We start from the raw sequence: 11,783 nt of genomic DNA, 5'->3' as shown, positions 1-11,783 counted from the left end.
CCGCACGCGGCATCCGTCAGCCCTCGTCGTCGCGCTCCCACGGCCAGCGGGGGCGCTCCATGCCGCTGTCGCGCCCGCGCGCGACGAGCGCCGCGAGGGAGCCGATGATCGCGGCGAGCACGGGGATGAGCAGCCCGAACCAGCCGATGCCGAAGCCCAGGCCGAACAGGAGCGCCGCCACGATCGTGCCGGTCGCGAACGCGTAGCCGAGCCCGGCGACGACCACCGCGGCCAGCCAGCTCCACAGTGCGGGCCAGGCGATGTTCGACCACTGCCGCTCGGGATGGCGCAGGGTGCGCGCGAGCGTGAGCAGCACCGCGGCGACGGATGCTCCGACCGCGGCCGGCCCGACGAATCGGCCGGCCTCGGGGCTGGTGATCACCTCGGCGTCGGTGAGCAGGCTGACGAACCCGTAGGCGCACACCACCGCGGCGAGGTCGAGCGCCGCCGCGAACGCGGCGACGACCCACGCGTTGCGGCTCGCGGTGTCGTCCTCCACCCTTCGAGCCTACGCCGGACGCGTCAGACGTCTTCGGCGTAACGGAGCGCGAACGGCGGCGCGGACCGGAGCCGGGACACCGTGGCCGGCGTGAGGGCCCCGCGTGCGACGATCGCCTCGATCCCGGCACGTCGCGCGGCGTCGAGGGCGAGACGCCGTGGGCCCTCCATCGCCTCGAGCACCTCGGCGGCCTCGGCGGCTGCGGCGGCCCCGAGCTCGGCCGCCTCGGCCTCGAACGGGACGCGCAGGGCTGCGATCGAGCGATCGAAGTCGCGGATGCGGCGGGCGAGATTCCAGGCCCGCGCGGACGCGACGACCAGCAGCACGACGGCAGCAGCGCCGAGCACGAAGAGCGCGGCGATGACTGCGGCGGTCGTGGGGTCAGCCGCGGCATCGGGCCAGTTCGCGAGGACGGTCGCGGAACCGAAGGCCGCCACCACCGTGAAGGCGAGATACCCGGGAGCCGAGCGGCTCGCGTGACCGTGTCGTGTGACGACGGCACTGATCGCGTGCAGCACGACGCCCGCCCCGATGAGCAGCACTGCGCTCCAGGCGGCCGCGGCCATCGGCAGGCTCCCCGACCGGCCGGTGAACATGATGCCCGCGCCGACGATGGCGAGCAGGAAGCCGAGCCCGTCGAGCAGCTCTCGGCTCGCGCCGCCCGGATACTCCGGCGCGTCGGCGTCCTCGGCCCGTGCGAGTTCCAGCCGGAGCTCGCGGAGACGGCGGTCGTAGCGGCGGTCGATGGCCTGGATCACCTGCATCGCCCTCCGATCGAGGGCGCCGAGCGCTGCATCCTCGATCGGACGCACCACCACGGCGAGTCCGTCGCTCAGCGTGCGTTCGTACCGTGCGGCCACCGCCAGTGCCGCTGCCGAGGCGACGGCCGACTGGTCGGGGCCGGCGGTGCCCGACTCGGGACCGCCTTCGCTCATGCCGCCTCGAGGCGGATGCCGCGGACCAGCTCGTCGAGGAACGGCGCCATGAACCCCGCGTCCCGGGCGCTGTCGGCCGTGCCGCTCACCGCCACGGCGACGCCTGCGGTGTCGAAGACGTAGTTGAGCCGGCCGGCGGCGATCTCGGGGTCACTCGAGGGGAGCACGATGGCGGCACGGCGCCCGACACCGAGGTGCTCCGTCGGGAAGTCGATGATGGTCGGCGGCAGTTGGGCACGCTCGTCGTCGCCCGCTTCGTGCTCGAGGTCGACCAGGTCGTCGTCGTGCTCGCCCACGAAGATGTTTGCGATGCCCAGCGCCGGCACCCCGCGCGGGCAGAACAGCAGGCATTCCGTGGCCAGTTCGGTGCGCTGCGCCCGGGCGAGCGCCGCGAACTCGCGGATCGCAGCCCGCGCGTCGGCCGTCAGGTCGCCGAGATCGGTCTCGTAGGCCTCGACGAGCGCCTCGGTCCACGCCGATTCGTCCGCCCACGGGCCCCACGGGAACGAGGCCGGCGCGGGGAACCAGACGGCCGCGTCGTATTCGATCTCGTACTTCACGCGGCGGGCTCCCACGCGAAGGTGCTCACGATCGTGTCGCTCAGCAGGCACAGCTCATCGACGAACTCGTCGCGGAACCCGTCGTCCTCCTCGGTGGGGTACGGGATGGTCGTGGTGAAGGCCACCGCCGACCGGCGCCCGGTCCCCGGCACCGGGACGAGGTAGTTGATGACGCGTGCCCTGGTACCCGCGAGGTCACCACCGCTCGAGGCATCCGCCTGCCAGCGGACGATCGTGCGGTCATCGGTGAGGAATTCCGCGCCGCGTTCCTTGAACAGGGCCGTCACCTGGCGGTCGAGCGTTCCACCGAGCTGGCCGTCGGCGACCGCAGCGGTCATGGAGATCGGCAGGATGCGCTCGGCCGGCACCGACGTCTGCAGGTAGAGGGCGAACACCCGACCCTGCTGCATCTTGCGATACGCCGTCTCGAGCATCCGCCGGAACTCGACATCGAGGTCGGGACGGTGCTGCGACGCGAAGACGGCACTCGAACGTTCGATGAGCAAGCCGATGCTCGCGCGGTCGGCGGGCAGTTCCTCCCACCCGGCCGGCAGCATGAGGCGGAACGGGGGAACGGCGGGCGTTTCGGTCAGCGGCATCGTGAACACCTTATCGAGGTCGGTCGTGCCGTCACGCGAGCTGGGCGCGCCACGTGTCGACCGGCTGGGGGTCCCCCCACGAGCTGATCTCGTTGACCCGGCCGAGCACCATGCGGCCGCGCTTGACCCCGAACTCGAGCGAGTTCGCGATGCCCTCGCTCAACGCCACGGGCTTCGCGCCGCCGCTGATGACGTCGGCGAGAGCCCCGAGGTGCGGGGTGATCACGCGCTGGTGGTGCGCGGAGAGGTTGGCGAAGTTCTGCGCGATCGAGAGGGAGTACCCCCGGCTGGACCCGCCGATGATGCGGTTGAGGATGTTCTTCGGACCTGCGCCCTGGAAGACCGAGAAATCGCGGCCGAGCCGCGATGCCAGGCCCGAGGCGGCGCGGCTTCCGAGGTTGCCGCCCGCCCGGAGACTGGCCGGATTGGTCAATCCGCGCAACGCCGTGATGCGCCGGAGCGGCGTGGCGATCTCGAGGTAGGGGCCACCGAGGAACTCCTTGATCGCCGTCAGCCGCTTGCCCGACTGGAAGAGCTTGCCGAGCTTGCCGAACGGCAGCACCCCGACCACGGCCCATGCGACGTCGCCGAGGCCCTTGCGGCCCTTGGCGTAGAGGAACAGCGTGCCGATGAGCGCGATGACGCCGACGATGGCCGCGATGACGGCGATGAACGGTCCGCCGATGATGATGGCCGCGATCGCCAGTGCCACGCCGACCCAGGTGAGCACCTCGAGCACGACCTCGACCACGCCCGCCAGGTTGTCGGTCCAGTCGTCGCTGACATTGCCCTCCGTCGCATCCGTGATGCCACGCAGCGCCGTCTCGTACGCCTCGTCCCAGGTGTCCCACTGCGAGTCGAACAGGGCGAACTGCGCGTCGAGGTCGGCCTCCGCACTGTGTACCGCGCCCTGGGAGTCGGTCGCCGCCTCGTCGAGCCGACGTTGACGCTCGAGGGCGGTGGGATCGGTCGGGTCGGGATCGGGCGCGTTCGACGCCGTCTGCGCCGCGGTCGCTGCCGCGTGCCGCTTGCTGTCGAGCGTGGACTTCGCGTCGAGCGCGTCGGTCACGATCGTGCGCATGGCCGCCTGCACATCGGCCAGCTTGGACCCGTAGGTCTTCATGACCGTGCCGGTCGGCTTGTAGCGTTCGCCGGCCTTGCGGAGCTCGGCGTGCGCGTCACCCACCTCGTCGCGGATCTTCTCGATCGAACGGCCTCGCTCTTCGCTGGCGCCGTCGCCGATCTCGCGCAGCACATCGGCCGCGCCGATCATCTGCTCCCCGAGGTCCTCGATCTCCTTGCCTCGATCGATGACCCCCTGTGCGTTGCCCTCGAGCACCTCGACCCGATGACCGCGGTGCGTCCGCAGTTCACTCATCTTCCACTCCCCGTCATCGCGTCGGCAGGTTCGCGCCGTCGTTCTCCTGCAGTTTGAGGCTGTCCGCCGCCTCGAGGTCGAAGTCCTGCCATCCGGTGCACGTGCTCTCCACTGCGGCCTGGATGCCGGTGAGCTTCTGGATCAGCGCGTTGCGACGGTCGTCCCAGCCACCCTCGAACTCGTGGGTCCGATCGCGGAGGCTGCCGCGTCCGTCGGGACGGCCGATCATGTCCTGGAGGGCATCGGTGCGCTTCGCGGCATCCGCGAACTCCACGAGGATCTGCTTGAGCGAGCCGTTCAGCCGGTTCAGGTGATCGACCTTGATGTACACATCGGCCATTGCCATGTCCTGTTCGACGAGAAGGTGGTGTGCTGGGAGTGCCACGCCTCAGGGGAGGGCGAACGCCCTCCCCTGAGCGCGGGTGCTACTGCCCGGCGAGCGCGGCGTCGGTGTCCTTGATCGCCTGCTGCATCTTGCGCAGCGAGTCGCCCATGTCGCGGATGCCGTCGATCGCCGACTCGAGTCCGGTCGTGAGCTCGGTGTAGCCCTCGCCGAACTTGCCCGAGGCGTGCTCGGTCTTGAAGTCGTCGCCGAGCAGCGTGTCGACGCCCTGCTTGAGCTGGCGGAGGATGTCGGCGATGTCCTCGCGGCCCTGTTCGAGCTTGCCCGCCATCGCTTCCATTTCGGAGTACGTCGCCTTGAAGTCAGCCATTATCGGCCTTTCTCTTCTGATTTCGGCCCCCTGCGGACCATCCGGGTTCCACCGTATTGGGGGGTCAAGCCGGTACTCAATGGGGAGCGGTCCCCACCCCCGGTCGCGCGCCGGCCGACGTGTCAGTCGGCGGCGACGAACGGCAACTGCACGGTCAGGGCGCGTCCGTTCTCCACGAACAGTCCGCGGCCCTCAGGGAACTCGTGGCGCTGCACGCGCGGGAACGGCACCTTGAAGACCGCATCGCCGTCGTACGTGTCGGGCTTCAGCACGATGCCGCGGCGGCCTCCCTTGAAGTCCCCGATGAAGCCGTATCCGGACCCGAGCTGGCTCACGTCTCCGTCGCCCATGAGGAAGTGGTCGCTCCGGTTGATCGCCTGGAAGAGCTCCTTGAGCGGACGCTCGGCGTCGGAGTCCGCGAACTCCGTGACGTTCTCGATCACGATCACGATCCGGCCGGGAACGGTCTCGTCGCCGACGATGCCCGTGAGCTCCTTGGCGAGTGCCCGGGCGTCCTCGACGCTCCCCGCGGACCGGACCCACGGACGGAAGTCCCGGAGCACCGCCCGCCGACCACCGAAGTGGAAGAACTTCGCGTCGGGATCGAACCGCGCCATGGAGGTGGCCAGCGCCCGCAAGGCCGTCGACTTCCCGCTTCGCGGCGGCCCCGTGACGACGAAGGTGCCCACGGGCTCGAATCCTCGCGGGCCGAGGATGTCCTCCGAGACACCGAGGACGGGCTGGCCGTCCACGGCATCGGGAAGGGCGGTGATGTCCAACTCGGTCGGCAGGGCGCCGATCTCCCCGGCCTCGACGGCGCCGCGCGCGCGGAGCTCGGCACCGAACGCCTGGAGCGCGGTGGTCTGCTGGGCGACGTTGGCCGTTCCGCCCATGACGGCGAGCTGGGTCTCGAACCCGTCGACGATCGCGCGCCCGGGAGCGCTCCGCTCGTTGAGCACGTCCTTCGGCGCGCCGAGGATCGAATAGGCGCCCTCATCGGACATTCGCAGGACGATGCGGCGGCTGACGTTGGCGCTGACGGCGGTGGGCACGGCACCGTACCGGTCGGCGCTCACGACGGCATGGATGCCGAGGGGACGGCCCTCGCCCAGCACCCGCATGAAGATGTTGTAGAACGCGGAGCGCGCCGCCGTGCTCTCCCACTCCTGCTTGAACGTGCCGAATCCGTCGATGAGCAGGAGGATCCGGGGCTCTCGCGGCCGGACTGCCAGTTCTCGGTACTCGCTGAGGCTTCCCGCGTTCACGGCCGAGAATCGCTTCGCACGGTCGTCGAGCATGCCCCGGATCGTGCGAAGCATCCGCTGCACCCGTTCGACGTCGTCGCCGGAGACCACGGATCCCACGTGCGGGAGCGCCTCGATCGAGCGAAGCGAACCCGTGCCGAAGTCGAGCCCGTAGACCGTCGCGGTGCCGGCCTCGGGCGCCGCGCCCACCGCCGTCGCGATCGTGCGGAGGGCGGCGGTCTTTCCGGCGCCGCTCGTGCCGTAGACCAGGAGATGGCCGTCGGTGTCGGGCTCGAAGAACACCGGCTCCTGCGCCTGCCGCTCGGGGATGTCGGCGAGCCCGAGCGGGATGCGGCCGTCACCGTCGAGTGGCAGTTCGCGCAGGTCGACCGTCGTCTTCAGGTCGTCGAGCCATGGCCGGCGCGGCAAGGGGACGCCCGCGGCGGATGCGGCCGCGACGAGATTCGCGACGATGCGCCGCTGGTCGTTCGGTCCGAGGTCGCCCTCGTGGGTGTCGGGCTCGTCGTCGGTGGCCGACTCCCAGACCTGCGTCGAGCCGAAGCGAAGTTCGGCCACCTTCGCCTGGGCCACTGCGGGCGCATCGCTCGTCCAGCCGCCGGCGTAGCCCGACTGGAACGGGACGAGCCGCCCAGGGCCGGTCTTGGCGATACCGCGGCCGGGGATGGACGGGTCGAAGGTGCCGGCGACGGGGTCGCCCACGACATCGTTGGAATCGGAGACATCGGCCATCCGCAGCGCCACCCGCAGGTTGGTGTTCGCACGCAGGTTGTCCTTGATCACGCCCGCCGGCCGCTGCGTCGCCATGATCAGGTGGATGCCGAGCGACCGTCCGCGCTGGGCGATGTCGACGACGCCGTCCACGAACTCGGGGACCTCGCCCGCAAGGGCGGCGAACTCGTCGATGACGAGGACCAGGGCCGGCGGCGTCTCGGGATCCTGCCGCTTCTCGAGCTCGAGGAGGTCCTTCGCCTTCTTGCGATTGAACAGGTGCTCGCGGTGATGGAGTTCGGCGCGGAGGCTCGTGAGCGCACGGCGCACGAGATGGGGACTCAGGTCGGTCACGAGGCCCACGCAGTGGGGCAGCTCCACGCAGTCGGCGAACGCCGATCCGCCCTTGTAGTCGACGAAGAGGAAGGTCACGCGATCGGGGCTGTACTCGGCGGCCATGCCGAGCACCCAGGCCTGGAGGAACTCCGACTTGCCGGAGCCGGTCGTTCCGCCGACCAGGGCGTGCGGACCTTGCGTGCGGAGGTCGAGCGACATCGCGTCGGGGCTCCCCTGCCCGACGAACGCCTTCAGCGTGCCGGCCCGCTTCAGGCGTGGACGAGGACCGCGTGACCGATCGAGGATCGAGTTGTTCTGCCGCCAGCGCTCGATCGCCGCGGTGGGCTGCGCAGCCAGGTCGGGGCCGAGGAGCTTCAGCAGCGACACGCTGGGGGGCAGGTCGCTCGAGTCGGCGGTGACCGAACTCGAGTCGACGACGGGCGCCAGCCGCTTCGCGAACACCTCGGCGTATTCGTTGGAGACGCCTTCCACGACGATGCCCTCGTGCTCCTCGCCGGCCCGGACGAAGCCCACGCGAGCTCGGTCCAAGCCCTCGGTGGCATCGATGTAGGTGCGGCACGCGGCCGGGAGCGACTCGACCGTCGGGGCGAGGAACACGGTGAAGATGCCCGCGTCGGCGCCGCGTTCGATGACCTGGGTGAGGCGCGGCCGGTCGACGGGTGCATCGTTCGAGGCGATGAGCACCAGTGCGAGATCGCCCTCGAGCTCGCTCCCACTCCCGTTGCCTTCGCCGACCCTGGCCCCGAGCGCCATCGTGGTCGCCTCCTCGCTGAGGGGTCCGCGCCGACTCGGCGTTCCCGACAGTTGCCCGAGGATGGCCTCCTCGAGGCCGTTGAGCAGCGCGGTCCCGGCCGACTGGCTGTCGGCGAGGGCGAGGTCGGCGAAGGGCGAGCGAGGGCTCGTGGTGTGCGGGAGCCACTTCATCCACTCGAGTTCCTTCGCCCACGCCGGACCGACGATGGCGGCGGTGATCAGCTCGTTCGGCGCGTGCAGGCCGAAGATCTGGATGCCGATGCCTCGAAGCACGTCCGCCGCGAGATGGCGGGGGCCGGCGATGCCGATGGCGCCCGCGTGCGGCAGCATCTCGACGAGCGGCACCTCGTCGATGGTCTCGTGCCGTCGGCGCAGCGCATCCACCTGCCGGGCATATCGCACGATGCCCTTCTGCTCGTTGGACGCCTGGATGGTGTTGCGGCTCCTCGCCGCGCCGATCCCCAGGCGCAGGGCGAGGAAGTTCCAGTGCTCGGGTCGTCGGGTCCAGAGGAGCGGGCCGAGCCGCATCGCCGCCTCGTAGACCGTCGCCACAGCGGGTGCCTCGGCATGCCGGCGCTCGCGCTCGACGAGCGTCTCACGCGCCAGGGTCTCCTCGAGCTCTTCGAGCTGCTCCTCGAAGGTGTCGACCTCGAGCCGCAACTTCTTCCCCTGCTGGGTGCGCTGGCCGATGAAGTTGCCGAACATCATCAGCGGCGACATGGCGACGATCGACAGCGAGAACGGGTTCCGGGTGATGAAGAACATGGCCAGCCCGAGCATCATGGGCGCGACGATCATGGGCCATGGGAAGAGCCTCGGCTCCGCCTCGCTCGGAACGACGGGATGCTTGTGCTCCATGCCGGGATAGCGTGCCTCGACGCGCGGCGACCGGTTGAACATGAGGGCACCGCCGCGCTCGAGCACGGGATCCGGTGCGTGATCCGTGCCCGCGACGAGCGTGAACGAGACCTCGCTGTCGCCGATCGTCACCACCTGCCCGGGTGAGACCCGCACCCGCTGCACGAGGCCGCCGTCGACGATGAGGCCATTCGCGGAGTTGAGGTCGACGAGCTCGACCGTCTGGTCCACTTCGATCCGGGCATGCCGCTTCGAGACGAGCGGATCGTTGAGCAGCACGTCGACGCCCGTCGCACGACCGATGACGCTGTTGCCCCGACGGAGCGGGAACTCGCGGCCGGCGTCGGGGCCACCGAGCACCCGCATGACGGCCGCCGCGCCCTCGGACGCACGAGCGGAACGGGGGCTGTGCGGCACGACGGCCGCATTGAATCCGGATCCGATCGGCGCATCCCCGATCGGCAGCTCGGGGTCCAGCATCGTGGGCTCGGTCGACGTCGGCGGCGCGACCGCGAGCGTCACCACGCCGACGCCGGCCGCGCCGCCGAGTCGTGCCGTCTGGGGGTCGTTCGTCAGGATCGCGTGCGCGATGTCCTGCACCGTGGCGGTCGAGTCGGCGGTGACCATCACGTCCACCGGCGACCCGCTGTGTCGCCGGAGTCCGAGCTTGAGCTTCATGCAGTGCCTCCGGATGCCACGGTCACGGTGAATCGTCGTCCGCCGAGGGCCACCGTGGCGCCGGCCGGCACCGGGGTGCGGATGCCCGGGGTCAGCTGGCGGGATGTGCCGTCGGGCAGCTCCACGAACGTGCCGTTCTTGGACGAGCGGTCGGACACCCAGAGGGCGCCGTCGTCGACGCCGTAGGCCGCGTGCGTCTTGGAGATGCGCATGCTCTCGTCGACGAGGGGCACCAGTCGCACGGGCGACTCCCCCGGCGCGACGGCCGGGCTCCGACCGAGGAGCCCGGGCTCGGAGACGGGCAGCCGGGTGCCGTCGTCGAAGACGAGCACGATCTCCGAGCGCAGCGCGGGTGCGGTGGCGGGTGCGGTGGCGGATGCGGTGGCGACGACCGCACTCCGCGGGGAACCCGGCGCAGACGCCGCGTCGGCGACCGGCACGAGCGGCGGCGGGGCCCAGGCACCGGCCTCCGAGGGCGATGGGGACACGACGCCCGAGCTCGACCGTGCCGACGGGATGAAGAGTCCGTCGCCGACGGGCCGGTCGGAGGCGAGTGACGGCAGGGGCGCCTCGGGCTCGCGCGCGCCGGCCTCGACCTGGCGGCGGGCATGGCGAAGCGCCTTGGCGTCGAAGGGGTCGAGCCCGTTGCGGATGTCGACGGCCCAGCAGCGGCCGATGCGGTCGAGCCAGCTGCGCCCGCGGGACTCGGGGTCCCACGCCGACGAGGCGAAGAGGACGGCCGGGCCGGCGAGCGGCAGCACGACCCACGACGCCCACAGCACGAGCACCCGCAGCACCACGCGCCAGAAGCCGGCGGGGCCGAAGGTGGTCACGCGCACCGAGCGGATGCCGAGGCTCGCCTTGCCGAGCGTCACTCCCCGACGGCCATGCAGGACGAGCTGCACGAGTCCGAACACCAGGAGGAGGAGCTCGCCCACGCCCAGGAGCACGACCGGGAGCGCGAGCGTCGCGGCATCCGGCAGCTGCGTCTGGCCGACCACGAGGCCGGCGAGCATGACGGACCCGATGACCGCCGGCACCGCGAGCACGACCCACGCGGTCGCGTCGAGCGCGAACGCGGCCGCACGCCGGCCCGCGGGCGCCGGCACGAGACCGAGCGCACGCGCGTAGGCGGGGTCGGGACGTCCGTCGGGACCGATGCCCGGGGTCGGCTCGTCGTCGACGTGCATCGTGATGCTCACATCGCTCCTCGGGTGCGCAGGGTACAGAGCCACCCAAGGCCATCGGGGCTGCACTGTCGATGGGGAGGGGTCACCATCCCCGACACAGCAGCGTACCGGGCGGACTAGGCGCGCTGCGGCTGCGGGCCTGCGGCGAGCTCCCGGTCGTACGCCTCGCGCGCGAGGCGGTTGCGCTCGGAGACGGCGCGCCCGCGCGACGCGATCCAGCCGCCGAACCAGATCGGCACCTCGAGGGCGATGATGCCCGCGACGATCGCGAACGGGTCGACCCAGCGCTGCGCGACGAAGTCGTTCGCCTGGTCGAGCGTGAAGGTCCACGCCTGCACCGTGAGCAGCGCCGCGCCGATGTAGGAGAGGTACACGAATGCGCCGACCAGCAGGCTGAACACCGCGTAGCACCACCACGGGCCGCGGTTCACGATCAGCGCGAGAACGGCGAAGCCGACGAAGCAGGCGAGCACCGGCACCCAGAAGACGGGCTGGAGGAGGAACTGCGTGAACACCGACGACGCCTGGGCGACGTCCCCGCGTCCGAGGAGGATCAGGTAGGACACGCCGGCGTAGAGCAGGGCGAACACGACGGTGCCGACCAGGGCCACGAGCACGCCGAATCCGCGGTTGCTGCGGACCTTCGGCGGCGTGGGGGCCTGCACGTACACGGTCTGCGGCGCGGGGGCCGCGACGGCGGCCGCGGGCGCGAGGTCGGGCTCGGGGGCGAGGGTGGCGGCGCCTGCGGCTCCCGTGGCGACGGTCGCGGACGGCACGTAGGTCTCTCGGCGCACCGCTCCTGCGGCGATGGGCGCGGGCACGTCCCGGTCGCCGACGTCGTTGGGGTCGGATGCCACGGGCACCGCGTTCGCGCGCTCCACGGCCTCGTCGAGCCGGCTGGTCGACGCGGGCTCGGGCTCCGCCACGACGGGCTCGGCCGCGGCGGGCTCCGCCTCGTACACGTAGTCGGGCTCGGCGGCGGTCGCATCGGCATCCGCGGCGGTCGTCGTGTCCGCATCGACGGGGACCTCGGCCGCCCCGGGCGTCGACATCTCAGCCGTGTCGTCGGCCTCAGGGGTGTCGGATGCCGCGGCGGGCTCCGTGAGCGGTTCGGCGGGCTCGTACGCGGCCGTGTCCGCCGGGTCGGTCTCGCCCGGACCGGACACCTCCGCGCGGTCGTCGACCGCGTCGGGGTCGGGCCGCTGTTCCGGGTCGGATCCGGGAGTCGTGCTGCTCATGATCGCGCTCCTTCCGGGCGCCGTCGCACCCGCGATGCGCTCACTGTAGCAA

At 71.3% G+C, this 11,783-nt stretch carries 10 protein-coding genes; all 10 read right to left on the bottom strand.

Annotated features, from left to right (window positions below; all coding sequences use genetic code 11):
* Positions 1-16 precede the first annotated feature (16 nt).
* The 10 genes from AC1DY2_RS07650 to AC1DY2_RS07605 all read right to left on the bottom strand — a co-directional run bounded on the left by AC1DY2_RS07650 (position 17) and on the right by AC1DY2_RS07605 (position 11,731).
* A complete protein-coding gene (locus AC1DY2_RS07650; protein ID WP_476761872.1) occupies positions 17-499 on the bottom strand; it encodes a DUF6121 family protein in 483 nt (160 codons plus the stop codon).
* Between the two features lie 23 nt (positions 500-522).
* Positions 523-1,434, bottom strand: a complete 912-nt coding sequence (locus AC1DY2_RS07645) for a hypothetical protein (RefSeq protein WP_476761871.1) — start codon at positions 1,432-1,434, stop codon at positions 523-525.
* Positions 1,431-1,994, bottom strand: coding sequence for a hypothetical protein (locus AC1DY2_RS07640; protein WP_476761870.1), 564 nt, complete (start codon positions 1,992-1,994; stop codon positions 1,431-1,433). The genes AC1DY2_RS07645 and AC1DY2_RS07640 overlap by 4 nt, the downstream gene beginning before the upstream one ends.
* Positions 1,991-2,593 (bottom strand): hypothetical protein, encoded by a 603-nt coding sequence (locus tag AC1DY2_RS07635; RefSeq protein ID WP_476761869.1) that lies wholly within the window; start codon positions 2,591-2,593, stop codon positions 1,991-1,993. Before AC1DY2_RS07635 ends, AC1DY2_RS07640 begins: the two co-directional genes overlap by 4 nt.
* A 31-nt stretch (positions 2,594-2,624) precedes the next feature.
* On the bottom strand, positions 2,625-3,971 hold the full coding sequence (locus AC1DY2_RS07630; RefSeq protein WP_476761868.1) for a hypothetical protein: 1,347 nt from the start codon (positions 3,969-3,971) through the stop codon (positions 2,625-2,627).
* Positions 3,972-3,984: 13 nt separating this feature from the next.
* Entirely contained in the window at positions 3,985-4,311 is a 327-nt protein-coding gene (locus AC1DY2_RS07625) for a hypothetical protein (protein ID WP_476761867.1), read from the bottom strand.
* A gap of 85 nt (positions 4,312-4,396) precedes the next feature.
* Positions 4,397-4,684, bottom strand: a complete 288-nt coding sequence (locus tag AC1DY2_RS07620) for a WXG100 family type VII secretion target (protein WP_159603581.1) — start codon at positions 4,682-4,684, stop codon at positions 4,397-4,399.
* A 122-nt stretch (positions 4,685-4,806) separates the two neighbouring features.
* A complete protein-coding gene (locus AC1DY2_RS07615) occupies positions 4,807-9,303 on the bottom strand; it encodes an FtsK/SpoIIIE domain-containing protein (RefSeq protein ID WP_476761866.1) in 4,497 nt (1,498 codons plus the stop codon).
* Positions 9,300-10,505, bottom strand: a complete 1,206-nt coding sequence (locus tag AC1DY2_RS07610; RefSeq protein WP_476761865.1) for an RDD family protein — start codon at positions 10,503-10,505, stop codon at positions 9,300-9,302. The genes AC1DY2_RS07615 and AC1DY2_RS07610 overlap by 4 nt, the downstream gene beginning before the upstream one ends.
* 104 nt (positions 10,506-10,609) lie before the next feature.
* On the bottom strand, positions 10,610-11,731 hold the full coding sequence (locus tag AC1DY2_RS07605; protein ID WP_476761864.1) for a hypothetical protein: 1,122 nt from the start codon (positions 11,729-11,731) through the stop codon (positions 10,610-10,612).
* Positions 11,732-11,783: the final 52 nt, after the last annotated feature.

It is taken from the genome of Agromyces sp. P1_H4, assembly GCF_056405255.1.
Note: the sequence above shows the minus strand (reverse complement) of the source record. Positions and strands in the feature narration are given on the sequence as shown.

Excerpts from the sequence above, each read along its gene's own strand:
- AC1DY2_RS07645 (WP_476761871.1), bottom strand. The coding sequence starts at position 1,434 with ATGAGCGAAGGCGGTCCCGAGTCGGGCACCGCCGGCCCCGACCAGTCG.
- AC1DY2_RS07635 (WP_476761869.1), bottom strand. The coding sequence starts at position 2,593 with ATGCCGCTGACCGAAACGCCCGCCGTTCCCCCGTTCCGCCTCATGCTG.
- AC1DY2_RS07630 (WP_476761868.1), bottom strand. The coding sequence starts at position 3,971 with ATGAGTGAACTGCGGACGCACCGCGGTCATCGGGTCGAGGTGCTCGAG.
- AC1DY2_RS07625 (WP_476761867.1), bottom strand. The coding sequence starts at position 4,311 with ATGGCCGATGTGTACATCAAGGTCGATCACCTGAACCGGCTGAACGGC.
- AC1DY2_RS07620 (WP_159603581.1), bottom strand. The coding sequence starts at position 4,684 with ATGGCTGACTTCAAGGCGACGTACTCCGAAATGGAAGCGATGGCGGGC.
- AC1DY2_RS07615 (WP_476761866.1), bottom strand. The coding sequence starts at position 9,303 with ATGAAGCTCAAGCTCGGACTCCGGCGACACAGCGGGTCGCCGGTGGAC.
- AC1DY2_RS07605 (WP_476761864.1), bottom strand. The coding sequence starts at position 11,731 with ATGAGCAGCACGACTCCCGGATCCGACCCGGAACAGCGGCCCGACCCC.